At 50.7% G+C, this 25,302-nt stretch carries 21 protein-coding genes; 7 read left to right on the top strand and 14 right to left on the bottom strand.

All coding sequences use genetic code 11. The features are described from left to right. Nucleotides 1-232: 232 nt before the first annotated feature. Complete coding sequence (locus tag NDI52_RS21140; protein WP_190770078.1) at nt 233-1,315, bottom strand: aromatic ring-hydroxylating dioxygenase subunit alpha; 1,083 nt, start codon at nt 1,313-1,315, stop codon at nt 233-235. 258 nt (nt 1,316-1,573) lie between these two features. On the opposite strand from NDI52_RS21140, the gene NDI52_RS21135 reads away from it, so the two are divergent. Then, nucleotides 1,574-1,783: a hypothetical protein gene (locus NDI52_RS21135; protein WP_190770086.1), complete on the top strand. Its 210-nt coding sequence runs from the start codon at nt 1,574-1,576 to the stop codon at nt 1,781-1,783. A 40-nt stretch (nt 1,784-1,823) separates the two neighbouring features. On the opposite strand, the gene rpe is transcribed toward NDI52_RS21135, so the two are convergent. Continuing rightward, the gene (gene rpe, locus NDI52_RS21130; RefSeq protein WP_190770079.1) at nt 1,824-2,525 is read right to left on the bottom strand and encodes a ribulose-phosphate 3-epimerase; all 702 of its coding nucleotides are present in this window, start codon (nt 2,523-2,525) and stop codon (nt 1,824-1,826) included. Between the two features lie 132 nt (nt 2,526-2,657). Between rpe and NDI52_RS21125 the strand changes: the two genes are divergently transcribed. Both NDI52_RS21125 and NDI52_RS21120 read left to right on the top strand, forming a co-directional pair. Next, nucleotides 2,658-4,268: a S8 family serine peptidase gene (locus tag NDI52_RS21125; protein WP_190770080.1), complete on the top strand. Its 1,611-nt coding sequence runs from the start codon at nt 2,658-2,660 to the stop codon at nt 4,266-4,268. 437 nt (nt 4,269-4,705) lie between these two features. Further along, nucleotides 4,706-5,401 carry a PEP-CTERM sorting domain-containing protein gene (locus NDI52_RS21120; RefSeq protein WP_199307821.1) on the top strand — a complete coding sequence of 232 codons (696 nt, stop codon included), beginning with the start codon at nt 4,706-4,708 and terminating at the stop codon, nt 5,399-5,401. A gap of 331 nt (nt 5,402-5,732) precedes the next feature. Here the strand turns inward: NDI52_RS21120 and NDI52_RS21115 are convergent, their stop codons facing one another. Beyond that, complete coding sequence (locus tag NDI52_RS21115; RefSeq protein ID WP_348256514.1) at nt 5,733-7,313, bottom strand: CPBP family glutamic-type intramembrane protease; 1,581 nt, start codon at nt 7,311-7,313, stop codon at nt 5,733-5,735. Between the two features lie 13 nt (nt 7,314-7,326). Further along, nucleotides 7,327-7,605 (bottom strand): hypothetical protein, encoded by a 279-nt coding sequence (locus tag NDI52_RS21110; protein WP_190770081.1) that lies wholly within the window; start codon nt 7,603-7,605, stop codon nt 7,327-7,329. 30 nt (nt 7,606-7,635) lie between these two features. On the opposite strand from NDI52_RS21110, the gene NDI52_RS21105 reads away from it, so the two are divergent. Further along, nucleotides 7,636-8,979 carry a histidine phosphatase family protein gene (locus tag NDI52_RS21105; RefSeq protein WP_190770085.1) on the top strand — a complete coding sequence of 448 codons (1,344 nt, stop codon included), beginning with the start codon at nt 7,636-7,638 and terminating at the stop codon, nt 8,977-8,979. 462 nt (nt 8,980-9,441) lie between these two features. Here the strand turns inward: NDI52_RS21105 and NDI52_RS21100 are convergent, their stop codons facing one another. Continuing rightward, on the bottom strand, nt 9,442-10,749 hold the full coding sequence (locus NDI52_RS21100; RefSeq protein WP_190773628.1) for a pitrilysin family protein: 1,308 nt from the start codon (nt 10,747-10,749) through the stop codon (nt 9,442-9,444). A 258-nt stretch (nt 10,750-11,007) separates the two neighbouring features. Between NDI52_RS21100 and crtD the strand changes: the two genes are divergently transcribed. Then, nucleotides 11,008-12,516 carry a C-3',4' desaturase CrtD gene (gene crtD, locus NDI52_RS21095; RefSeq protein WP_190773675.1) on the top strand — a complete coding sequence of 503 codons (1,509 nt, stop codon included), beginning with the start codon at nt 11,008-11,010 and terminating at the stop codon, nt 12,514-12,516. A gap of 298 nt (nt 12,517-12,814) precedes the next feature. Here the strand turns inward: crtD and NDI52_RS21090 are convergent, their stop codons facing one another. From NDI52_RS21090 to NDI52_RS21080, 3 genes are all read right to left on the bottom strand, one after another. After that, the gene (locus tag NDI52_RS21090; protein ID WP_190789428.1) at nt 12,815-13,003 is read right to left on the bottom strand and encodes a hypothetical protein; all 189 of its coding nucleotides are present in this window, start codon (nt 13,001-13,003) and stop codon (nt 12,815-12,817) included. A gap of 662 nt (nt 13,004-13,665) precedes the next feature. Continuing rightward, the gene (locus NDI52_RS21085; protein ID WP_190773629.1) at nt 13,666-14,898 is read right to left on the bottom strand and encodes an MFS transporter; all 1,233 of its coding nucleotides are present in this window, start codon (nt 14,896-14,898) and stop codon (nt 13,666-13,668) included. A 99-nt stretch (nt 14,899-14,997) separates the two neighbouring features. Continuing rightward, entirely contained in the window at nt 14,998-15,468 is a 471-nt protein-coding gene (locus tag NDI52_RS21080; RefSeq protein ID WP_190773630.1) for a thioesterase family protein, read from the bottom strand. A gap of 284 nt (nt 15,469-15,752) precedes the next feature. On the opposite strand from NDI52_RS21080, the gene NDI52_RS21075 reads away from it, so the two are divergent. Together NDI52_RS21075 and NDI52_RS21070 are read left to right on the top strand one after the other, a co-directional pair. Continuing rightward, nucleotides 15,753-16,607 (top strand): universal stress protein, encoded by an 855-nt coding sequence (locus NDI52_RS21075; protein WP_190773631.1) that lies wholly within the window; start codon nt 15,753-15,755, stop codon nt 16,605-16,607. Between the two features lie 455 nt (nt 16,608-17,062). Continuing rightward, the gene (locus tag NDI52_RS21070; RefSeq protein WP_190773632.1) at nt 17,063-17,692 is read left to right on the top strand and encodes a DedA family protein; all 630 of its coding nucleotides are present in this window, start codon (nt 17,063-17,065) and stop codon (nt 17,690-17,692) included. A gap of 198 nt (nt 17,693-17,890) precedes the next feature. Here NDI52_RS21070 and NDI52_RS21065 read toward each other — a convergent pair whose 3' ends face one another. The 6 genes from NDI52_RS21065 to NDI52_RS21040 form a co-directional block, all read right to left on the bottom strand. Then, complete coding sequence (locus NDI52_RS21065; RefSeq protein ID WP_190773633.1) at nt 17,891-18,346, bottom strand: SRPBCC family protein; 456 nt, start codon at nt 18,344-18,346, stop codon at nt 17,891-17,893. Nucleotides 18,347-18,471: 125 nt separating this feature from the next. After that, nucleotides 18,472-19,941 carry a 9,9'-di-cis-zeta-carotene desaturase gene (zds, locus tag NDI52_RS21060; RefSeq protein ID WP_190773634.1) on the bottom strand — a complete coding sequence of 490 codons (1,470 nt, stop codon included), beginning with the start codon at nt 19,939-19,941 and terminating at the stop codon, nt 18,472-18,474. Nucleotides 19,942-20,201: 260 nt separating this feature from the next. Then, complete coding sequence (locus NDI52_RS21055) at nt 20,202-21,500, bottom strand: adenylate/guanylate cyclase domain-containing protein (RefSeq protein WP_190773635.1); 1,299 nt, start codon at nt 21,498-21,500, stop codon at nt 20,202-20,204. Between the two features lie 193 nt (nt 21,501-21,693). Continuing rightward, the gene (locus tag NDI52_RS21050; protein ID WP_190773636.1) at nt 21,694-22,242 is read right to left on the bottom strand and encodes a cofactor assembly of complex C subunit B; all 549 of its coding nucleotides are present in this window, start codon (nt 22,240-22,242) and stop codon (nt 21,694-21,696) included. A gap of 702 nt (nt 22,243-22,944) precedes the next feature. After that, nucleotides 22,945-23,310 carry a PadR family transcriptional regulator gene (locus NDI52_RS21045; RefSeq protein WP_190773637.1) on the bottom strand — a complete coding sequence of 122 codons (366 nt, stop codon included), beginning with the start codon at nt 23,308-23,310 and terminating at the stop codon, nt 22,945-22,947. A gap of 672 nt (nt 23,311-23,982) precedes the next feature. Beyond that, the gene (locus NDI52_RS21040) at nt 23,983-24,639 is read right to left on the bottom strand and encodes a response regulator transcription factor (protein WP_190789429.1); all 657 of its coding nucleotides are present in this window, start codon (nt 24,637-24,639) and stop codon (nt 23,983-23,985) included. Nucleotides 24,640-25,302 lie beyond the last annotated feature (663 nt).

Here is a 25,302-nt window from a genome sequence, read left to right as displayed (position 1 = left end):
CATTACCGCTTCACAGATACCGCATATAACGGGTTTTGAAAAGAAGCCAGAAGGCAGGAGATAAAGAGTCGTAGGGCAGGTAAGGCAGTAGAGAAGCAGGGAAGTGAAGACCTGAAAGCTGAGGGGCAGTATCCAGAGAAGGGTCTTGTTGGGTCTTACCGGTTGCGGACTTACATCCTGTCCTTGCCCTTTCCTGTTGCCATAAGAGCCTTTAACACCTTCTCATAGCCTTCTATCCTCTTCCTGCAGAAACCGTTGCTTCTAGCGATAGCCTTTCGGCCTCTAAATCACCCATACGATGGATATGACGTGTTTGCTCAACTTCGCCATGGGCTTTGAGCAGCGCAGCAATTTTCTTGCGCATCACCAAACCAGGTTTGTCCGTCATCATATGCTGCTCAAGGGCTGCTCGCAGGGGCACATCGGGATCAGTAGATTCGAGAATAGTCTTGTCTTCCAAGGTAACGGCGCGATCGAAGGCGATCACATCGGCTGCTGGGGTGTCAGCCTCCGTGTCGTTGCGCAAAGCGAACTGCACCATTTGTGAGGTGCCATCGTCGATGGGGGTCATGGTGTTGACAACGATGTGAGAAAGGCCATTGGGATAATTGATTCGCAAGCGAATGGTGAAAGGCATATACCAGTCCATGTCCAGGGTCCGGACGGTATCACGATTTTCCATTTTGAGGTTTTGCTGTTGGAGTTCTGGGTTAACCACCCCTAGCACGCCAAAGACGTGCAATCCCCATTCTGTTTCGGTTAATTTCAGGTCATCGGGTATGGGATGATCGGCGCTACCAAAGGTCGTGGTATGGACAAAGGTGGGATGGGCTAAATCCAGTTCGTTTTCCATAACCCGTAAGCCCGCAACTTTCCAGGGTTCGTAAAACTCATGCACCTGCCGGAAGTCTGCTTCGCTCGCTTCGGGGATTTCGGGAATCGGAATCAGTGGCTCGTCCAGGCATACCCAGGCATACCCATACCGCTCAGCACAGTGGAAGGCTTTGACTTGATAGGTTTGAGGAATTGGCTCGTTTTCAGTTAACTGGGGGACGTGAACGCAGGTGCCGCAACCGTCAAACTGCCAACCGTGGTATGGGCAGGCAATATAGCCATCCACTACTTTTCCTAAAGACAACTGAGCCGTGCGATGGCAACACCGATCCTCCGCAGCAGCAGGTTTGCCCTCAGCATCTAGCCAAACTACAATCTTTTGCTGTAACAGGGTAAAGGATTTGGGGCCCTCCGCTAACTGGTTTATGGGTATAACGGGGTACCAGAAGCGGCGAAATACAGGTTGTTGGGTAATCAGCATGACAAACTCCTTGGCGGCAGCGTGTGGTAAATCACTCGCTGGGTCTCTGGGGGCGGGCAATCAATTTTTCTAGCAGCATTGGCCCAGGCAACAGAACCTTGAGCGAACCCAGCGATTAAGTACACTTGCGTGCGATCGCAGCATTACATCGATCGCCACTTCCCTTCTGTGCAACCTGTTACCGCGTGCGTTAAGTAAAGGCGCGGGTAAAAAGTATGGACAGAACGCTACAGTGCCAAGAGAGCTTGTAAATGGGCTATGGTAAATTCTGCCGCCGCTCCTGAAACACCGGATACACTCTTTCAAACCGTGTATGGTCCGGTGAAATCTTGGCGCTACGGCACTTCTTTAGGCATTGACCCGATTGGGCCTGTTTCTACGTGTTTGTTTGATTGCGTGTACGGCCAGCTGGGGGAAATTGAGCAATGGGTGGGCGCTCGCCTATCTAAAAGACGTGGGGACGAATAACCATTCGCCCCCACGTCAATCAGCTAATCAATGAATTGAATTAAGCGGTCACAAGCTCAGGCCGCTTGCTATTGCGGATGCCTGAGATCGCTTCAGCATAGTCTTTCGCACCGAACACGGCAGAACCTGCCACGATCGCATTCGCACCAGCTTCCAGCACTTGCCAGGTATTGTTGGCCTTAAGGCCTCCATCCACCTCGATCCAGGGGTCCAATCCACGCTCATCGCACATTTGGCGCAGCTTCCGGATCTTGGGCACAACCTCAGGAATAAAGCTCTGACCACCAAAGCCGGGGTTCACACTCATGATCAGCACGAGATCACAGAGTTCCAGCACATACTCAATCAGTTCCAGCGGAGTGGACGGATTGAGTACAACCCCAGCCTGCTTACCAAGCTCTCTAATTTGGCCCAGAGTCCGGTGCAAGTGAGGGGATGCGTTGTGCTCAGCGTGAACCGAAATAATATCGGCACCCGCTTTAGCGAAATCTTCAACATATTTTTCGGGCTCGACAATCATCAGATGCACGTCAAGAGGCTTCTGAGTGTAAGGGCGAATCGCGCTTACAATCAGGGGACCGATGGTAATGTTAGGGACGAAGCGACCGTCCATCACATCAACGTGAATCCAATCAGCACCAGCCTGATCCACCGCCTGAATCTCTTCCCCCAGACGACTAAAGTCAGCTGATAGGATGGAGGGTGAAATTACTGTTGACTTACTCGATGGGGTGTGGACCATGGCGGGTGGGTTCTCCTGGCTCTATATCTTGGTATTCAGTTTAACAAAATGTGAAGTCTTCTCGGCTCATTGATCTTAAGGAAATTGTCAGTATTTACTCAAACTTTAAGCAGAGATTAAGGGATGTCATGTATGGTTCAGCGGAAAAAGCTGATTTTTCTAAGGAGATCAGCCTGGGGCGTAGCTCTAGCACTGATTGGGGTGCCGGCGATCGCTCTACAAAGCTCTACGGGAGAGGGCGGTATTGAGGCTCTACGACTTCATGACGAGCCCTACAACCTGACAGGACGTAAAATCAGCATCGGTCAAGTTGAAGTCGGGCGTCCGGCCCGTTTTGGTTTGGATAAGCCCGCTGCTGAAAACTTTACAGTACGTCCCACTCAACTCTTCATTCAAAATCGGAGCGCTATAGCCAATCAGTTTGTAGATGACCATGCGGCCAGTGTAGCCAGCGTCATGATCAGCCAGGATAAGCGGCTACCTGGGGTGGCACCTAATGCTCGGTTGTATTCTGCCGCAGCCGGGTTCGATCGGGGGGGCGGGCAGCAGCAAGAATGCCTTGCCTCCCAAACCGTAGCTCTTCAAAACAATGATGATGTGCGGGCCATCAATTTCAGCTTTGGCGAACCGCTATCTCAAGATTCGCGGCCTGACGCAACCCTCGACGGCAACGCCTTGTTAACCCTTTGCGTGGATTGGTCAGCCCAGACCCACAACGTCCTCTATGTGATTGCGGGGAATCAGGGCTTTGGCGGCATTCCCATCCCCACTGACCTCTATAACGGCATGACCGTGGCTAATTCCATTGCCATAGACGGGGTTTACCGCAAGGTCAGCTTTTCTGATTTGGGAAGTGAACCCCCCTCCTTCCAGGGCCGTCCTCCCGAAAGTAACGAGGGTTCCCGCCGTTCGATTTCCATTGTGGCTCCTGGCAGTGCTGTCCAAACCATTCAACCGGATGGCAATCCATCCCCTCCCATCAGCGGCACTAGCTTTGCAGCTCCCCATGTAACGGCGACGGTGGCCCTGTTGCAGGAGTATGGCGATCGCCAACTCCGGGAGCAAGCCGATGGTTGGAGTCTGGATGCTCGTCGTCATGAGGTCATGCGGGCAGTCATGATGAACTCGGCTGACAAACTGCAAGATGCCGGAGATGGCTTGTTACTGGGTATGACTCGAACCGCAGCTAACCAGCGCAATGCCAACTGGCTCGAGTCTGATGCCTACCAACGGGAAGACGTTCCTCTGGATGCCAACATGGGAACTGGGCACTTAAATGCTTACCGGGCCTACCAGCAATTCTCGGCAGGTCAACAGAGCGCCGATGCACCCGTGTCGGCTATTGGTTGGGACTATCGCACTGTGGGGCTGGATGACAGTGCTCCTGCCTATCGGGATTACGTCATTGACGAGCCTTTGCAGGCGGGCAGTTTTATCTCGGCTACCCTCGCTTGGGATCGCCAAGTCAACCTGCAAGATGCCAATAATAATGGCCTTTATGACCCTGGTGAAACCTTCGACAACCAGGGGCTGAACAATCTCGACATTTATCTGCTGCGGGCTGAAGATGATGGCATTGAAAGCCGGCTCTGGGCGTCTAACAGTCCAGAAGATAGCGTTGAGCACATCTTCCACCAGATTCCGCAGACGGGCCGCTATAAGATTCGCGTGGTGTACCGGGATCAGGCTAACGATCCAGTACAGAACTACGCGATCGCCTGGTGGGCTGTTCCAGCGAAATAGCGTGACATCATAGCCAACGAAAGAGCCTAGGGCTCTGGTTTATGGCCAGGTTGCTGGCATCTAACAACAGGACTGTTGCCGGTGGTTGAGTGTTGTGTATTTCACACACGGCACTTAACCACCGGCAATCGCTTTAAATTTGAGGAAAAAACTGTTTTGGCATCTCTGTACCATTACGCAAAGCCCTTTCGGAGCAAACCTCGTTTATTCCTAAACGCTCGAACTGGCTCCGGGCAATGGTTTTGGATTTTCTATTAAAAAATCTGATGATTTTCATTGAGGAGATTTATAGTGCCTTTAAATAGTGTTCTCCTATACAAAGCGATCGCGAAATCTGTGTGTTCCAGGATTACATTCCATGGGTGGCCCGCCTAAGATGCAGATACCAACCGGAATTCACCGCCCTGAATTCTTCCCACTCAAGGAGAACCGTCACGATGGCCCACTTCAAATCCCTTGTCTCCGCACTCTCTGGCTCCGCCATCGTCCTGGCGGGATTAATGTTGGCTCCTAGCGAAGCATTTGCTGCTCAGAAGCAACAGAGCCAAACTCAAACATCTACGTCATTAACTCAAACTGCTTGCAGTGTAACCAACGTCTCGGGAAGCACCGCAGCCGGTACTGTTTTTGCCAGTGCTTGCCAGGGGCCTATCAGCGGCAATGATACTGGAGCCCAAGGTACGGCTGAAGGGTCGTTGGATGCCGGCCTGTTCCAATCCCTTGTTGGTAGTGGGGATTGGAGCCTGGGTGGCAAGTCCGATGGTGGCTCCAATACTTATGGCTTCTTTGCGAACAACAACAACTCTCAGGGTTCCTGGGGATTCAGCTCTCCTTTCAGTGGCAGTTTCGCCCTCAGCCTGAAAGCAGGGACTTCCTACAGCCTCTACCTGTTTAACAATGTGAGCAACTTCACCACCGGTTCGTTCAACACCATCGGCGTAGCATTAGATGGTTCGGGCCGTGCGGGTCGAGGATTGTCTCATGCGTCGCTGTTTGTCTTCAAGCCTAGCCAAACCAGTGGCGGTGGCGGTGGTCAGCCTGTTCCCGAACCTTTGACGGTTTTGGGCACAGTCATGGCTGCTGGTATGGGCTATGGGATTAAGCGCAAAAAAATCCAAGCAAAGCGCGGTTAGAGTGATGGTTATGGCGCAGGTTGTTATGGGATGGAATGCAGCTATTCTGCCGGTATTCCATAGCCATAACAGCTTGAATAAACCCTGTCGAGAAACGGGCTAACGGAGTTGATGGAGATGGAGGTGGCTTTTGGTCACCTCCATCTGTTTCTATACTCCTAGCCATCCTGCGTGATACCAATTAGAACAGAACCCAGTGCAGATGTTTGGTTTTCAAATTGGTATGAATCGTTGCGCGGCCGCGCAACGATTCACGCAGGAGGTCTATTAGAAGGAGAGAGGCGGCGCAACGTACCGCCTCTCTCCTTTTGGTACAGGCTCTATAACGTTATTAATTGGAAGCTGTGCCGCTACCCAAGATGAAAAGACCGATCATCGTAATGCTATTCCACAGGCAGTGCAGCAGGATGGGGGCTAGTAGATTGCGCGATCGCACATACACAAATCCCAAAATTGCCCCTAACGCCGTCAACGGCAAAACCTCCGAAAGACTCAGGTGAGCGATCGCAAAAATCAGGCTGCTGAGGGCGATCGCCCCACTTGCTGGCAAGTAGCGGGTCAGCGAGGGCAGCAAAAATCCTCGGAATAGCGTTTCCTCGAAGATGGGAGCGGCGATCGCCGCTGTGAAGAGGAATAATCCCAGAGCCAGGGGATCGTTTTCTTCAAGAACAATTTGAAGGAGTGGATTGCTTCCGCCCTGCCCCTGCCAAAATTGCTGATTCACTAACGAAACACCCAACATGAGTGGTAGCGCTACCAAATAGCCTCCAACCCCCCATAACGGCCAGTTGCTCTGGAAACGATAACGGAACCAGGCGTCGGGTAACGGACGGTGAGAGCGAATGGAGAAAAAGAGCACAAGCAAGGCTGAACTGGCCATGGTGAGGTAGTAGACCAGCGTGTAAACTGCCCGAACACGGCTACTTCCAACCCCTGTAAAGGTCAGATGCAGCAAACTCAACAGCAGCGGCACCACAATCTGGCCCATAAAGAAGAAGCCAACAATGAGCACCTGCCATACGGTTTCCCAGGTCCACGGGGTTTCCCACGGCGTTGCCTGAAAGGAGAGGATAGCTTCTTTGCCCCGCGTTATCCGCTGAATGACGAGAAAAATAAAGAGGCCAATACCCGTAACGGCAGCAATTCCTGGAAGTACACCAATGACCGCGAGCTTCAGTAATGTCTGTTGGGCGATCGCTTCTTGTTCCCCTTCCAGCGCCGTCAAGGCTGCTGAATTCTGCTGCACCTCGTAGAGCCGCTCCAAACTGACCGCCCGAAACCAGCCTTCTAATGTGGTTTCTATCTGGCTACTGGCATCCTCCTCAATATTGGGTGGTTGGTTCCAAAGCCCCTGAACTGTTTTCGTGGTGCGGGCGATCGCCGCATCTCGTTCTGTGCGAGGGGAGCGAAGGCGATCGCTTAAGGCTTCCCAGGTTTGCTGAGCAGCGTTCACCTCCCCCTGCTCCGCCTGAAGTAAACCAATCTGCAAATCCAACTGAGCCAATAACCGTCGCTGCTGATCAACTAGGGTCAGGATTTCGGACGTTGGCGCTCCTTCTGTTGTGACCTCACTGGCGGGATTTTCCTTCAGCCGGGTTTGTAAACCGTTCAGCTCGGTTTGTACCGACTCTCGCACTTCTTGATAATCTTCCTGAGCTGTTTTGAGGGGCTCTTTTCCTAACACGGCCTCTCGCAGTTGGGCCTGGACTTCCGTTTCCGGGGCTGCATCTGACATGCCCGTCGCTGACAATATCAGGTTGGTTTGATACAGTTCCAGGCGATTGGTGATCTGGGGTTTCTCTAAACTGCCAAGCAAAGAACTGCCAACTAGAGCTACCACCATCACGGTCAGGGCAGCCAAAATTAATCGTTTCGGTGTCACCAATTTCATTCGCTTTTCCGTTGCAACCACGTAAACGGCTTTCCTACACGTTGCTCTGGCGTAACCATGCTCTGGCATTATCGCACTCGAATCCAGGATGAGGCAGCGATCGCCCGGATGATAAAAGCAGCATAATTTGCTGGAAACCTACGCTGTGCGAAAGCTCTTGAGCAGCCCATCCTATTGGCATAGAGGGACTGTGTGGCCACTCGGCCAAATCAATGATCCCAGACCATAATGGTAGAGATTCAATGCCCGACAAGGGGGTTTCGCCGATCCCATTGTGTAAGTCCTGGGGGTAAAATGCTTCTGATATTGGCATGATTTTTTACCAACTCAGGAGGGTACGGCTCTGGCTACTCGCGTCATTCTGGTACGGCACGGTGTGAGCTCCTACAACCTACAGCAACGGGTACAAGGGCACTGCGACGATTCCACCCTGTCGGAGGAGGGGCGCCAAGGAGCCCACCTGACGGGGCAGGCACTGCAAGGGTTAACCTTCAAAGCCGCTTATAGCAGTCCCCTGCGTCGGGCTAAGGAAACCGCCGAGCTGATTCTGGCTCAGCAGGATTCTGCTCCCGAACTGCACCTAACAGATCTACTCAAAGAAATTAATCTGGTCGAATGGGAAGGCATGACCTTCACCGAAGTGGAAGAAAAGTACCCTGATAGCGTCAAGGTATGGCGCGATCGCCCCCACGACCTGAAGATGACTCGCTCTACCCCCAACGGCCCTGAGGAATTTTACCCAGTGCTGGAACTGCGAGAGCAGGCCAAACAGTTCTGGAATGAGGTGCTATCCCGCCACCAAGGCGAAACCATTCTGGTCGTGGCTCACAGTGGCATTAATCGTTGCCTGCTGAGCGCTGCCGCCGGCCTCGCACCGGAGTACTACAACATCATTCATCAGAGTAATGCCGGGATCAGTGTCCTTAATTTCTCAGGTGAATTGGGCGACCAGGTGCAGTTTGAATCGGTCAACCTGACGGCTCACCTGGGAGATCCGCTACCCCCCATACGTAAGGGACACCGCGGCCCCCGCTTCTTGCTGGTGCGCCATGGCGAAACGGACTGGAACCGGGATAAGCGCTTCCAGGGACAAATTGATGTGCCTCTTAATGACCAGGGGCGCGTTCAGGCTGATAAAGCGGCCTTCTTCTTACAAGATGTGCCCATCGATCGGGCTGTTACCAGTCCTATGCTGCGCCCCAAGGAAACCGCTGAAATTATTCTCAAGCCGCATCCATCGGTAACGCTGGAGCTGGAACCCGAGCTTCAGGAAATCAGCCACGGCCTCTGGGAGGGCAAGCTGGAATCTGAGATTGCAGTGGATTACGCCTACGAACTGGATCAGTGGAAGGTCGCGCCCGAAACGGTACAGATGCCCGAAGGGGAGAACTTGCAACAGGTTTGGGATCGGGCGATCGCCGCCTGGGAAGTAATTGTGGCGTCTTGCCCAAGCGATCGTCCAACCACCACCCTGGTCGTAGCCCACGACGCGATCAATAAGGCCATCCTCTGCCACCTGGTCGGCCTTGGCCCTGAAGGTTTCTGGGTCTTCAAGCAAGGTAACGGTGCCGTGAGTGTCATCGACTATCCCAAGGGAGCCGGAACCCGCCCCCTCCTCCATGCGATGAATATCACTACCCACTTGGGTTCTGGAGTACTCGATCGCACCGCTGCTGGAGCGCTCTAGGCACCCTTTGAACTCGTAGTTTCTGTTAGGAAGAGGCTGAACATTTAAAGTTCAGCCTCTTTTTTATCAAAGAACTACAACCGTTTTATAACCTCAATTCGGGATAAGCCCAAGAGCTCATTTTGTCGTGCGCTATGCGCACGACAAAATGAGCTCTTTCGAGGGACGCGCCTTGCGCGCCCCTCGAAAGAGCCCTTAACCCAAACTGAGGTTTTTATACTCTCAGCTATTTTCGCTAAGAAGGAGTGAGGCAGCGCGTTGCACTGCCTCACTCCTTCTTAGCGAAAATAGCTATATCAATGACATCCCAAATCAAAACTGTTGAAGTCATCAAATAGGTGGATGGGTGTGGTGAAAGAGGCACGAAGTGCCTCTTTCACCACACCCATCCACCTATTTGAAACATGAAAGACAGAAATAGACGTAATGCATTGCACTACGCCTATTTTTTGGGCAATCGTCCTATTCAGGACGCAGGGTGACAATGCCGTAGGCACCGGGCGTCAGGTATTGCTGGGCTGCTACCTGAAGATCTTCTAGTTCGATGGACTGAATCAGGTCAGGGTAGGTAATTGCAGCTTTCAAATCCCCCACAACTGACTGATAGTAGCCATACAAACCAGCGCGATCGCTCGGTGTCTCATTGGCAAAGACAAAGCGATTTGCCACCAGCGTCCGAATCCGCTGAAGTTCAGCTTCCGTTGCTGGAGAGGAGTGAAGTTGCTCGATATGTTGAGTGATCGCCTCCTCCACAATCTCCAAATTCTCCGCAGGCAGTGTTGCCGACAGGTAGAACAACCCCTGGTGGCGATAGGTCACATTGCTGACCGAAATGCTGTTGACCAGCTGCCGATTTTCCCTTAAATCCCGCACCAGGCGAGATGTCCGTCCACGGCCCAATACCGAAGCCAGCACATCTAAAGAATGGGTTTGCTCTAACTGCAACAGACCAGGCACCCGCCACAGCATCACCAAGCGAGCCTGCTGAAGGGTAGGGTCGACGTAGCTGCGACGCTCAATCCCAGAGAACTGAGCTTCTGGTTGATAAGACAGGGGTTGAAGGGGCAGGGAATCCACTTCAAATTCAAAGCAGCGACGGGCGATCGCCTGATCAAATCCCTCAGTGACGACCTGAATCAATTGCTCCACAGGTAGATTCCCCACTACTACAGCTGTAATAGATTGGGGGTTGTACCAGGTGCGATGAAACTGCCGCATCTGATGGGGAGTGAAGTTTTGAATATTTTCGATTGGTCCTAAGACAGCTCGCCGATAGGGCAGCTCATCAAAGGCCAGTTCCATAGAGCGGTAGAATGTGCGGCGTTGGGGGCTATCCTGCGATCGCCGGATCTCCTCCATAACCACGAGCCGTTCCCGTTCAAAAGCTTCATCAGGAATGGCTGCATTCAATACCACTTCAATCTGATGAGGAGCTAGTGCCGCAAAATCTTGCGGGGCTGTGGTGATGTAGTACTGGGTGTAATCTTGACTGGTTGCTGCATTGGTTACAGCTCCCCTTTGTTCCACATACCGTTCAAATTCACCGCTTTGAAGGTGCTCGGTGCCTTTGAAAATCATGTGTTCTAAGAAATGAGCCATACCATTGATGGAGTTGGCCTCGGCAGCAGACCCAACCCCTAACCAGAGGCTCAGGTTTACCGCATCAATGGGCAGCTGCTCTGCAATGATGGTCAGTCCGTTGGGGAGGCGATGGACGTGAGGAGCGTTAAGGCGACGGGGGAGGGTCGGTTCTAGAAGAGTTTGGGCCATGAAAACAGACACGCGCTTTTAAACTATCTTAATGGTCAATCCAGGAAGCTGGCCGGATCTATCTCCGTATCTTCATGATCCAGCCGCAATATCAGGGAAACCTGACGTTCTTTTACAGAACCCTGGGGAGCAGTTTTTTCTAGCATTCTAGGCTCAGAGTGCCCAACCATCATTCTATTCATACATATCATTGTGATTTCGTAATGACTCCGCTTAAGATAGAAGTATTAAGCTTTATTAAGTAGTGTGAGTAAACCCATGGTCCATGGGGCTGACCCTTGCAGGGTTGTCGTAGTTGGTGCGGGTATCGGTGGTTTAACGGCGGCAGCTTTGCTGGCTCACCGGGGCTATCGTGTGCAGTTGTTTGATCAGGCGCTGGTGCCGGGGGGATGTGCTTCAACCTTCCGGCGGCGGGGCTTTACCTTTGATGTAGGGGCAACTCAGGTAGCAGGGTTAGAGCCTGGAGGTATTCACCATCGCATCTTTTCGGAGCTGGGTATAGACCTGCCGCCAGCGGTACCCTGTGACCCCGCCTGTGCCGTCTATCTCCCAGATGAGTCAGAACCTATTCGGGTTTGGCGCGACCCTGTAAAATGGCAGGCCGAGCGGCAACGGCAGTTTCCAGGCAGCGAACCCTTCTGGCAACTCATGGCCGATCTGTTTCAGGCGAGCTGGGCTTTTCAATCGCGCGATCCGGTGCTACCACCTCGCAACCTGTGGGATCTAGGGCAACTGGTGCAAGCGCTACGGCCAGGAACATTGGTAACGGTGCCCCATACGTTTTCCACGGTTGGGCAAGTCCTACGCTGGTATGGCTTAGGGAGCGATCGCCGTCTTCGCACGTTCCTCGATCTACAACTCAAGCTGTATTCGCAGGTCGATGCTGAGGAAACAGCGCTCCTCTACGCGGCGACGGCTCTAGCCGTTTCGCAGGAGCCTCACGGCCTGTTTCATTTACAGGGCAGCATGCAGGTATTGAGCGATCGCCTCGTGACCTCTTTGGAACGGGACGGAGGGCAACTCCATCTCCGCCATACCGTTGAACAAATCCACGTTGAGAACGGCCGCCCTACAGGGGTTACTGTCAGGAATCAAAAAACAGGAAACACCTGGGTTGAATCCGCTGATCACGTAGTCGCCAATGTTACGGCACAGGATTTGGTGCGGTTGCTCGGAGATGCAGCCCCTCAGGGCTACGGGCAGCGGGTAGAAAAGCTACCCCCGTCTTCCGGGGCGTTTGTCGTATACCTGGGGGTCACACAGGATGCAATCCCAGAAGACTGCCCGCCTCATCTGCAATTTCTCTATGACTACGACGGCCCCATCGGCGAAAATAACTCCCTCTTTGTATCCGTTAGCCATCCGGGAGACGGGCGCGCACCCCAGGGCTGTGCTACGGTCATTGCTTCCTCCTTTACGGACCCAGATGCCTGGGGGAAAACGTCAGACTACGAGGGCTTAAAGCAGGAATATACGGAGGTGGCGATCGCCCGTCTTTCCCGGTATTTTCGCCTCACGCCCGAAACAATCTGCTATCAAGAGGCCGCTACCCCACGTACGTTTGCTCGCTTTACGGCGCGCGATCGCGGCATTGTTGGAGGGATTGGACAACGGGTTTCTACCTTTGGTCCTTTTGGTTTTGCCAATCGAACACCGGTTCCAGGAGTATGGTTGGTGGGTGACTCGACTCACCCTGGGGAAGGAACCGCTGGGGTAAGTTATTCAGCTCTTACCGTTGTTCGGCAGATTGAGCAGCAGACGAGATAGCTTATCCAGGACTGACGCATTCTTGTTGGTGGTGTGCTTCGAATGCCATATACAGTGAAGCACGCGAAATATAACGGGCTTGCTTAAGTTCTACGATCTACAGCCAAAGTTAGGGCAGTACAATGCACTGCCCTAACTTTGGCTGAAAAACGAGAAAGGGTGAAGGTATAGCCTTCACCCTTCTTTTAAACTGGCAATCGCATAGCGAGGAAAAACAAAGAAGCTGTTTGAAATTGTTTAGAGCGAGTTGAATTTTTTGATTGGATACAAAAATCGTGTTTTCTAAAGGCCTTAGGACTTAAGAACGGCTCATGGAGCAGCTTTTGTTTTTCTGTATCTTAGTAGCCATACTATGGGCGTCATTCCACCCCTTCATATAAGCGTCATCGTATGCTAGCCGGGGAGCCGGCATGAAGTCATAGTCTGTAAATCCGACAGCTTCCCGTCCTGCTGGATGCAGGGCAATTAGCCAGCTTAAATCATCCATCTAAGTAGGTATTTTGAAAGAGCGTGAAATGATCATAATTGTCTCAGACGAAATTGCAAACCCGAAATTTCCCACAATTTTTCTAAAAGAATGTTTAGAAAACGTTATTTTACGGAAATAGCTTATAGCGATCATCAGTCATACGATTGTCTCTATTGTTCAGATATCCGGTCAGTAAGCGGACGAGGGATCCATAACACGGGTGAACTCTGAAGCCGAAATTCATATAAGAAGAAACAACTTCCAAAATAAAAAATACGGAATTTACGTGCTGAAGAGGTGATGTTTTTTGCCGAAAGTCTTATGCAACAGCAATATCACTGAAGAAAATAAGGAAATATCAGGCCCCGAAGACGGTACTGCTGTGGGCCAACCCGCATGAGCATTTTTGTTGTGCGTGCTGTACGAAGCCCATTACACACAACAAAAATGCGTAAGTTCTATTCAGAATAATTGTTTAAGGAAAAATGAAATGAGTGTAAGCAAGAGGCATTGCCTACACTCATTTCATTCCCTATTTAACCTCAGTTTGGGTTAAGGGCTTTTTCGAGTGCCGCGCAACGCGCGGCACTCGAAAAAGCTCATTGTTGCGTGCGCGAAGCGCACGCAACAATGAGCTTTTGGGCTTATCCCGAACTGAGGTTATTTAGCAACACCAAAATTTAGTATCGAAGCATTCGGGATAATACAAGCATGATGGCAGCTGCTAGCCACGCGCCCACCACAATGCTCAAGATACCCGCATCGAAGCTGCCCGTTACAGCCACAATCGAGCCTGGGATGAGCGATCCGCCTACTCCACCCAACAGTACGGATAACCCGTTATAAAAGCCTGTTCCTGCTCCCACCCGCTCCACAGGAAGAAGGTGTTGTACGATGGCATATTCTTGGGCCCCGTAGGCACTTTGGCAGAAGACGGCGATCGCAAAACACAGCACGACCAGCCCTATCTGGGTTGTGGTGGATGCTAAATAAACCATGGCTCCTGCCATCAAGAACCCAACTCCAGCCACCTGAGTGCGCCGTTGTAACAGGTCACCGAGATAAGCCATCAATGCCATACCCATGATTCCTGCCGCAAATACCAGAGCTAAAGGCCATCCCAACTGTTCAAAATCAATTCCTCTAGCCCGGTTGAAATACGTTGGCAACCAGTTCAGGAGCCCGAATGCGCAAAAAGCATTCAGGCTGCCCCCGGCAACGGTTAGCCAAAAACGAAAATCGCGACGATATCTAGGGGAAGCTGTGACTTTCGGCTCAAGGGTGGTGATGGTCTCTGAGGAATCCGTCTCTTCAGCTACATCATTGGGAATGAGGAAGTAAACCAGGGGAATGGAGAGGAGCATTCCTCCAAAACCCAGAACCGTAAAGGTGGATCGCCATCCCCAAAATTGAATGAGGGGAACCACAAGTAGCGGGGCGATCGCCGTAGACACCAGAATGCCGCTTCCCCAAATAGCATTGGCGCGTGATCGCTCTTCCGGCATGAACCAGCGGCTGGTAATCGCACTCGACATGGGGATATGTACGCCTTCTCCTAACCCTAAAAGCAATCGCAGGAGTACCAATGCGCCGAAGGAGTATCCCAACGGCCCACTCAAAAGTGTGACGAGAGAGAAGGCTGCGATCGCCCCCATCACACTTCGTTTAGGCCCGAATCGCTCTGCTAACGGGCTGAGCAGCATATTTGAGACGGCGTAGGAGAGAAAAAAAGCGGCTAATAAGAGTTCGCCCTTGGAGCCAATTTCGCGATCGCTCCATCCAAAATCCTGAGCTATACGCGGAATAGCTAGCGCTAAATTATTACGATCTAAATAGTTGACAAAAATCGTGATGGCAAGAACACCCGGAATTTGCCAGCGGGTTCTGGGGGTAGGACGGCTGAGCGTTGGCATTCAATATCCTCAATAACCCCTGTCGGGGGCAGGCCATTGTTTGGACATACAACCTGTAGCCCTCGAAAATGACCTTACCCGAACTCAAGGTCAAGCGGATCAGGTTGCTAACCGCATTAGCGCATTTTTGACGCTTGGGGGCAACTGACGCATAATCTTGCCCTTCTCACGATCAACAGCTACGAGTGTTACCTGGGCACTGACATAGAGATCCTGAGCATCCAGGGAAAGAACTTGATAATCCCACACCAGACGTACCCCTTCTACACCACTGGTTCGCGCTTTCAAAACAGCGGAGTCACCCATGCGTAGAGAGCGATGATAGCGAATAGACAAATCGACAACGGGTAACTCGCAACCTAGAGCCACTAGATCGGCATATTGAATACCCAGGGTTTGTAGATAGGCAACCCGAGCCTCTTCCATCCAGGCAACATAGGCTCCGTGCCAGGCAATGCCTCCGTAGTCTGTGTGGTGGGGGTAGACGTGGATGGGATATTCGAACCAACCGTCGTCTGTGACCTGAAACGCCCGTTGGATGGCCGCAGTGGAGTTGAGTGTCGGCTCCATAAAATGACCTGAAATATTACTAAACGTTGCAAGGGGTGGATTTTCCACATCAATTTTTACATCATTTGTGCGTCACCTCAGGGTCTTCGCGTAAGCTGGAAATCGTGCCTATGAAGGCTTTCATGCGTGTTGAGTAATGTTTTGGTGCGGGCTCTGCCGTTTAACGGTGGCTCAGAGTGCCAGAATCATCTCCTTTACTCCCACGCGGTTCCTTTGCGATTAGCAAAACGTTTTAGACCTTACGGCTTAAGGCTTTTCCAAGATACTTATTTGCGAGAGGAATTATGCTAGAGCGGATTGAAAAGATCTTGTTGGCCGATTCAGGGACGGGCCAGACGGAAGAAGTGCTCAAGATGCTAATGGAAATCCCCAGTGTGCAGGCGGCATCCGTAACCGTTTTGCATGTGGTTCCTCCTCAGGTAACCACCGAGGGAATGACCAATCGGCTTGAGGAAGGAGGCAAGATCCTCTCCAGCGCTGTTCAGAATTTGGGTTTAGATCCTCAGCGTGTGGATCCCGTTCTTCGCCAGGGTGACCCTAAAGATATTGTGGTGCGGGTTGCTGATGAAATTGGAGCTGATCTGATCATTATGGGATCTCGAGGTCTCAAGCGGATTCAGTCCATTCTGGAAAACTCTGTGAGCCAGTATGTATTCCAGTTGGCCTCTCGCCCCATGCTGCTGGTGAAGGACGACATTTATGTTAAAAAGATCAACCGGATCATGGTCGCCCTGGATAAATCTGACTCCTCTAAGGACACCTTCAAAGTCGCACTCAATCTAATTAAAGACACCAAAGGCGGACAGTTGGTGCTGGTTCACACGAACCCAGAAATGAAGAAGACAGGCGATATCCTCCCCAACCCCGAACAGGACCCGGTATTGCTTCCGGCGATCGCCGAAGCCAAACGTTTGGGCGTGAGCTATAAAGCGGTTGCTCCCGAAGGCAAGCCTGGTGAGCGTATTTGTCAGATTGCCGAAGAATTGAATGTAGACCTGCTGGTGCTGGGTTCTCCTGATCGCCGCCCTTCTATTGCTAAAGGTCTACCTGACCTGGATCGGCTCTTGGGCCAATCCCTCTCAGACTATGTGCGGGTCTATGCCAACTGCCCGGTGCTGCTAGTTCGTGACCCCTCCTAACCCAAAATTTTTCGTGGGTTTGCCCCACGAAAAATTACTCCAATATGTGGGGGGAGAGATGGATCGAATTCGTCTCTCCCCCCACATGTTCTCCATTAGGTAACCTGAGTTTGGGTTAAGGGCGTTTTCGAGTGCCGCGCAACGCGCGGCACTCGAAAACGCTTATTTTGGCGTGCGCTTTGCGCACGCCAAAATAAGCACTGCAGCTTATCCCGAACTGAGGTTAGGTACAGGCTTTCTCTAGCACCATCATTGCCATCCGGGCTCAACCTTCTATCCAGTGGCTCATCAATAGATCTGGCGATCGCTGTAGGATAGTAATAGGAAACTTCTTTCTACGTGTCAGATCCTTGGGGATCATCTTTATGGGACGCTCATAGCAATCCGTTGACACAATTCTTAGAATAGAGGGATGATCGGGTTACGTTCCTTAACTTTTGTGGTCACGGCACCCCATGGCATTTGAGCTTATTTCCCTGGAGACCGTCCAGGAGTTGGTCCACGAATACGGTTACTGGACAGTTTTTGTCGGAATTCTGCTAGAAAATACAGGGCTTCCAATCCCTGGTGAAACTATTACCGTCGTAGGCGGTTTTTTAGCAGGCAATGGGGATTTAACCTACCGGGGTGTACTGCTCTGTGCGATCGCCGGAGCCGTTTTGGGAGATAACTTTGGCTATTGGCTGGGGGTAGCAGGTGGCTGGCCCCTGGTAATGCGCATCGGTCACCTATTTCGTATCAGTGACGAAAAGTTATTAGAAGCCAAGACAAAATTTAGCGAAAATGCTGCAAAAGCAGTTTTTCTTGGGCGGTTCATTGCTTTGCTGCGGATTTTCGCGGGTCCTCTAGCAGGCATCACGGGTATGCCCTATGTTGAGTTCTTCTTCTGCAATTTAGCGGGAGCCATGATCTGGGGGTTTGTTACTATCTCCGTGTCTTACTTCGTTGGGCAAATGGTGCCTCTGCAGAGGTTGCTCGCATTAATGACCCAATTTGGGCTTGTAGCAGCCGTTGTGCTGGTGGCGGCGATCGCGCTTCCCATTTGGCTAGAAAGCCGTACCCAGCAGCAACCTAGCGAAGACTAATCAACTGTTTATATAAAAAGAAGGTGGATGCTTTGCATCCACCTTCTTTTTTGTCAGCAATTCTCAGCTTTGAAACCCGAAAATAGCCCGCCGAAGGCAGGCTATTTTCGGGTTGGATTCCAAAATGAGAATTGCTGCTTTTTTGTAAGAGAACTTCAAAACCCAGCTTTTGTGATGTATTGAGATATGCGGGATAACCTAAGGTTGCGCATTTTCATAAGCGCTCTGTGCGTAAGTGCGGAAGCGCTCCAGGTCTGCATGGATGGTGGATTCGACTACCCGTCCTAAAAACAGGTTATCCATCAGCTTGCCCAGGATGCCGGGAATACCATACGAAATGGTGAGCTTAACGATGCTGCGATCGCTTCCCCGGTCATAGAAGCGAATGGCTCCTCGATTAGGCAAGCCATCTACGGATTCCCATTGAATGATTTGATACTTTGTCAGTTTAGTAATGCGAGAGAGCCAACTAAACTCAAATCCGCCCGAGGCCAGCTTCCACCGGGAAAGGCTGGGGTCCTCTTCTAACACTTTGACCGAGTCAATCCACTTCATCCAACGGGGCATCTGCTCCAGATCTGACCACAACTCCCAGACTTGCTGCACAGGAGTTTCCACTTCGATCTGTACGGTGTGTTCGAGCCAGTCAGTCATGGGAAACAGCGGGTAGAGGTGGATGAATGAAGGTAATGTCTGGAAAAAACACCTGAAAAATTAACCTCTAAAGTAAAGGGAGGTTGCCACTTCCTGCATGGAGCGCTGAAATGGCAACTTAAATCCTAATATCGGAACAGCCCTTCTCCCTGAACCTGGTAACCAGTCGGCTCCAAAATAGCCGCTGCTGCCTGCTTACCGGAGATTGTGGCCCCCTCCATACTATCGATGTAGTCCTGAGCTGTGTAACTTCCCGCCAGGAAAAAGTTGGGGATCGGTGTTTTTTGAGATGGGCGGTAAGGCTCCATCCCGGGTTGTTCCCGGTAAAGGGATTGGGCCAGCTTCACCACATTGAACCAGGTCATGGTGAGCTCACGGGATGAGGGGAATAGATCATGAATCTGCTTGAGCGCATGCTGAGCAATGTCCTCATTACTCATTTTGATGAAGGGATCGCCGGGGGTTAGCACGACCTGCATCAGTGAACCCTGTCCCTCGCGGTAATAGTTCTTCGGGCTAGAGAGCGCCAAATCGGAGAAACAGGAGAAATCTGCATCAGCACTATAGAGCAGGTTATCAATCCCTGCCGCATGGTTCACTTGCTTGCGCTGCTCATCGTCCTCCATTTCAGTCACCCAGCCATCAAAGCGTAGCTGAACAGTTACCACAGGAACGGCTTCTAACTTATAAATGTTGTCAAATTGAGGCCACTGTCGCCACTCCGAAGGGAGGAGCCGATGAATGCCCGGTACGTCACAGGCTGCCAGGTAAGCGTCAGCGGTGACAATTTCTTCAGAGTCACCGTTGGCGATCGCCAACCCTGTCACCCGCGTCTCACCGTTCTGCTCCTCAAACAGGATGCGTCGGGTTTGGCGGCGGGTATGAACTTTCGCGCCCCGTTCTTGAATGTAGTTCAGGATGGGCTTGTGCAAATACTCATCCGGGGAACCTGCCAGCATATTCAGCCGGGATGCTTCTGTTTTGGCAGCAAACATCATAAAAATGGTGAGCATACACCGGGCAGAAATGTTCTCGGTATCAATAAATCCGAGAGCAAGGGCAATGGGATCCCACATGCGCTTGAGGCTGTGCTGAGATCCTCCATGCTGCCGGAACCAGTCAGCAAAGCTAATATCGTCCAGCGCCCGGATCAGTTTCATGGCCAGGTCATAGTTGAGCAGGCCTGGAACGATGGGACTGGTCCCGAGGGCGATCGCATTCTGAATCTTGTCTTGAAGAGTTAACTGGCCTGTGGTGAAGAAGGCTTTCAGGCCGTGGAAAGGAGCCCCAATCAGGAAGCGAAAATCGAGGGTGCCAATATCACCGCCACGATTAATAAAGGTGTGGACATGCTCCTTGGGCAGCAGGTTTTCAAAAGCACCGACCCGCTGCATCAGAGCAAACAGGTTGTAGTAGTTGTTGAAAAAGACATGCAGCCCCATTTCAATATGGTTGCCGTCTCCATCAACCCAACTGCCCACCTTACCGCCAATGAAGGTGCGAGCCTCAAAAATCTCGACCTCATGGCCTGCATCGGATAGTTCTACCGCTGCGGCCAACCCCGCCAACCCCGCGCCTACGATTGCAACACGCATCGAATCAATTGTCCCTTTCAGATTCTTTACGTATTGTAATGGAGCGATCGCCCCTTTTATTCCCATGCCATTGACTATTGCTATGACCGGGTTAGTTAGGACGTTAGAGGCTATTGAATGCATTGCCTACCATAGCTTCTAACGTCCTAACTAACTATAGAGCGCGCTTTAAAGCTTGCTGGAAGGGCCTTTTCTTCGTACGCGAGGCCCACGAAAAAACTTTTCAGGGATAGGCCATCAATTTCCCGTTCTGCGATCGCTCAATTACGCCGAAAGATCGCGGAGTTGCGATTTTGGGTCTTCCCTTTCAGCAGATAGACTCGCATGCTGCCCTTTCCCTTAACGCTGATTTCTCCCCGTTCTTCCAGGTCATAGCGCTTCTTAAGCCGCTGATAGACAGACTCTGTGACCTGGATACCGCCGGGCACACTGTAGGCTTCCATGCGGCTGGCGGTGTTCACAGTATCACCCCACAGGTCATAGATAAACTTTTTGACCCCAATAACTCCAGCAACCACAGGCCCCGAGTTGATCCCAATCCGCATCTGAAAAGGACGGTCCGTGATCTCGCTGAAACGAACGATCGCCTGCTGCATATCCAGAGCCATATCGGCGATCGCCTCTAAGTGATCTGCCCGCTCAATGGGTAACCCTCCTACGACCATGTAGGAGTCTCCAATGGTTTTGATTTTTTCTAAGCCATGGGTCTCTGCCAGAAAGTCAAACTCCGAAAAAATCTGATTGAGTAGATTGACAATCTCGACAGGCGGACGACCCGCTGACATTTCTGTGAACCCTACAATGTCTGCAAACAGTACGGAGACTTCGGAAAATTGCTCTGCGATGGTGCGTTGGTCCTGCTTCAGTTGTTGCGCGACGGCTTCAGGCAGGATGTTGAGCAGCAACCGCTCAGACTTTTCCCGCTCAGCTTCCAGCTCTTTGAGAGCACGAAACTCAGCACGTTGTAGTCGTTCATAGAGAAAAACCGAAATATTGCAGATACTACAGAACCAAAACAGATATAACCAGAGTGAAATATTCCAGTCAGAACCGCTTATCTGCTTGAAATTCAGTACTCCATTGACTACCACATAGTAAGTCAGCACCCCTAGCTGAGCGAGTAGATGCAGCGGCCAGCGCACTGGCATCAACGTCGCCTGCGTAAGAAATACTAACGTCCACGAAAAAATCCCTGGAAAGGCTACTCCTTGCAAGGTGGCCCACAGCTGCTCAGTCAGGGTGATTGACCAGGAAGCTCCCAGAAAGGTGACAGCCGGATAACTCCACCCCAAGCGACTGTTATGGAAAGCCAGCAACCCTGATAGGCACCCAAGAGATGCCGTTGCCATGATCAACCAGGCCAGCCCCTCGTCTGGACGAAAGTTGCTGGGGACTAACCGCAGCATAATAAAGGTAAGGTAGGCTGTGATGGCAATTTTTAACGTTAACCCCAGCCGCCGTCGAAGAAACTGCTGTCGCCAAATTACGTAGTCCTTCTGTTCCACAGGAAACAGCATTTTCATGGCCTGTTCCCAGAGCACCCGAATTCGTTGAATCAACGGTTTTACCTTCACGAGTACCCTTCCGCAGTTTTAGAAGAACAGGGATGAACCTGTCTTTACAATAGCGATAGCTGATCCAGAATCAATAGAAAAAAATAACTATCCCTGCTTCCGTCATTTTCATTAGCCTTGGGGTGGTTCTCGACGTTTAAAGGGGTAGGGTTTCAACCCCCGCCCTCCTTGAGCTTCATTAGGCCTGGGGTGGTTCTGGATAAGGTGATAGGTTGAGCGATCGCTGAAGTTGTATCAACTCATCTCGGTGCGCTTTAACGGTCAAAACATTCACCAGAGAGGAGGCATCTGTCTGAACTGCTTCTACCTGAAGGGCTACCCGTTCCCGCCGCCCGGCCTGTTTCCAGTAAAATACTCCTGCTACTGGCGCTAATAACGTGAGCCCTGGCAACACTAACCGTGCTGACGGAAATAGAATGGCCAGAACAAGCGTCAGACAAAGCAACCCCACTCCTGCTAAGGCACTCAGGAAAATCGCTAGAAACCAACTGGGGCGTACGGTTCCTTCGTAAATCACTTGATTCGTAGCTGCATCTACTGTGGCAATCTGATAGGCCCGCTCCGTGAAATACTGCTGTAAGGTTTCTAGAAAAGAAGTTTGCTCCCCTTCGGCTATGAGCTTGACCACTTCTGTTCGGTCTTTGACTGAAGCCCGAATGAAAAAGAATAGCCCTACGGCAAGCAGCAGGGTTAGCAGTACTGTTGAGGCAAGGACAGGAATATCCATTGGTAGGAAGCCGAGGCACTAAAGGTATTTGGTAATAATCTGGCCTAACTTGAGGCTAGTTCTCTTTACCGCACATCCCTACTTTACGAGATTTTGCCAACTTCCTCATGTCCTCAGCCTTTTATTTTATGCCAATAAAGTAAAAGGCAGCTCGATGATAAAGCTAAGATATTTCTCCTTTAAATCCAGAAGTCATTCTACATTCTAGGCGCTTGCATCTCTCTTAAGGGAGATTTCTGTCTCAAGTTGTATACTTTTGTTTATGGAGTATGGTAATTTTGCATATATTGCTGTTGTTTAACTTCTATTTCTGAAATGGAAGTTAAGCATTCCTGGGATTGTCTGGTTCGAATGCTTCGATATGAATCAGTACATTCGTCTTTGAGAACAACCTTGATTAAATGCATGCGTAAAATGCATGCTTTTTGAATTCAAATTGGCAATAGTAAGGGGGTAGAGACTATGTTCGCCTCTCTACCCCCGGAATAAGTCACACATTGCTACAAGTGTGCCGTTCAGTTTTTTGAAGTCAGCATTAAGAGCGGCGATTTTTATCTATCTTTCGGTAGACTTTCGCCATCCTGTTGGTTTAAGAACGGCATGACTTTAATAGACAATGAGCCCGTGGTCATAAAGATATCCACGAAGAGCTGTTTTATCTTTTGCCTTGATTCTCAAGAAAAGTTGAGTTACTCCGACGGTTTATGAGCTGACGAGTTGGTTATCTTTTTTTTTGGCGTAATCACTCCATAGTGACGCCAACTCTTGAGCTTTTTGTCTCCAACTGGATGTGATTTGGTACATCCGCCGAGGTCGTCCTCGACCTTCAACCTTTTTCCAGTAACCCGTGATGGCGTCAGCGTCTTCAAGGAACTTTAATGCGCTGTAGAGAACAGTATCCGAAAGACGGTAACTAGGATACTCTGTCTCCAGTAACTGAATCAGTTCTGTCCCATAAGAGTCATGCTCCAGCAATACAGCGAGAACATAACACACAGCAAGTTCTTTATTGAGGTAGAACGGCGGTGGGTTTTGGAAGAATCGATAGATTTGATCCAATGTAGTCATAACCAATGTGTCCAGGATGGCTCACTCAGAATTGACAGTCCCAAGGGGGCATTTTGAAAATGGGATTTTGCCGTTGAAGATCAACGACGAAGGGAGATACTAAGGAGAAAGACCTTAGGTAGCGCTTACAGGGTGGGGGCTTCCTGAAGCCTTAGGCTCAAACAGATGTCATTGTAGTAACTTAAAGCCTACAACTGCGTACCGTGTGAAATTCACAAACCAGTGGTTTTCACAGGGTGGCCGTATTGATTACTGGCTCTACGAGGCGATTACATCCCCTCATCAGGTGAATTAGAACACTCGACTAGGAAAACACGTTTAAGTCGTTTTCCGGGATGACGCCGACTAGCATTCATTTCGATTCTAATCCCTGGACAAATTTTCGTCTGTCAAACCCAAGGCATATTTTCTGGCTTCTGTCAGATTTTCGAACTGGGAAACGGCTGGTAACACGCGAACCCTCATATTAAAGTAAATCTTTGACAAAAGGATTTATAGTGTGACAATTTCTTCAGTGTCGCTTAAGTGAACGAACTGCTCTGTCCTTGACATAACTGATGCAGGCCTAATAGCAAAGATAAGGGTGAGCATTTGCTCATGAAATACTACGAATGAGAGTCCTAAAACGTGACGTGCTCATCGCTATTTCTTAAAACATTCAGTAGAAGGGCTTTAAACCAACCCGGCGCGTAATGCAACAACAGCTGCCTGAACGCGATCGTCTACGGCTAATTTATTCATGATGCCACGCACATGGGTTTTTACAGTGTTAGGGCTGAGATAAAGTTCGGCAGCGATTTCAGGGTTGCTACGCCCTTCAACCATCAGCTTGAGCACTTCCACTTCCCGTTGAGAAAGTTGGGCGATCGCCGCTGAATCCACTTCCTGGCTCGGAGTTTTCAGGTGCTCAACCACCAAACGGGCAACGGCCGGGTCGAGATAACTGGCACCATCTCGAGCGGCATCAATGGCTGTTAGCAGACGTTCTACCGTTGTGCCTTTGACGCAATAAGCGTCAGCTCCACTGGAGAGAGCTGCAATTACTTCATTCTCTGTTGTATGAGACGTCAGCATAACTACTCGGGTGTTGGGCAGTTCAGCTTTAATCCGCTCAGTGGCGGCGATGCCATCCAAACGGGGTAAGCCGATGTCCATTACCACAATGTCAGGCTTCAGTTTTTTGGCTTCTTCTACGGCCAGGTAGCCATCATCAGCACGACCAACGACCTCTAAATGGGGCTGGCTTGTGAGGGATTGCTCCAGGCCCAATTGCATCATTGGGTCATCTTCAACAATTAAAACTCGGAGAACCTGGGCCGAATCGCTCATTATGTACTCCCCTAAAGAGCAGACAGAAACCAGTTTTGATTGTAGAGTCAGAACGCAGAACAGGATAGGGGGCGTCTAGGGTAGAAGGAATAGGGGGAGGGGGCTTCTGGGTAGAACGCTTGTGCTGAAGGACTTGTCAGTCTATCCCAATGATTTTTCCTCACAACTATTTTTATGAAGCCAACGTTAGGCAGTACGACCCAAAGTGTTCACCTGTGTTTGCATGTCATACATATGAACAGGACTTACGCATTTGTGTTGTGGGTGGGGTGCTTTGCACCCCACCCACAACACAAATGCGTAAGTCCTGATGAATAAGAACATAGCCGAAGATGCGTATTACACGTCTGACGTCAACTCATACAAACTGCGTTTGTGATGGATCGGTGAGCATGATTAAACACAAGACCCAAGATGTTTTGCCGTTAGCCTCGCGAGCAATACAATATCTTAGGTTTGATGTCTAATGCTTGCTTTAAAGCACGCGTGAGTATCTTGGGTTGTAAGTTGAGATAGGGTTGAGCAGGCTAAGTGCTCAGCCTGCTCAACCCAGCCCTCTAAAGGTCATTTGAGAGCTTCTTAATATTTTCTATCATCCCTGTTATCACTGGCTTTCAGGCTTCTATTCTAAAAGCTGAACGTTTAACACCCACGTTTGAGCCA

It is taken from the genome of Leptolyngbya sp. PL-A3 (assembly GCF_039962325.1).
Lineage (GTDB): Bacteria > Cyanobacteriota > Cyanobacteriia > Elainellales > Elainellaceae > Vacuolonema.
This window is presented reverse-complemented; position numbering and strand designations above follow the sequence as displayed.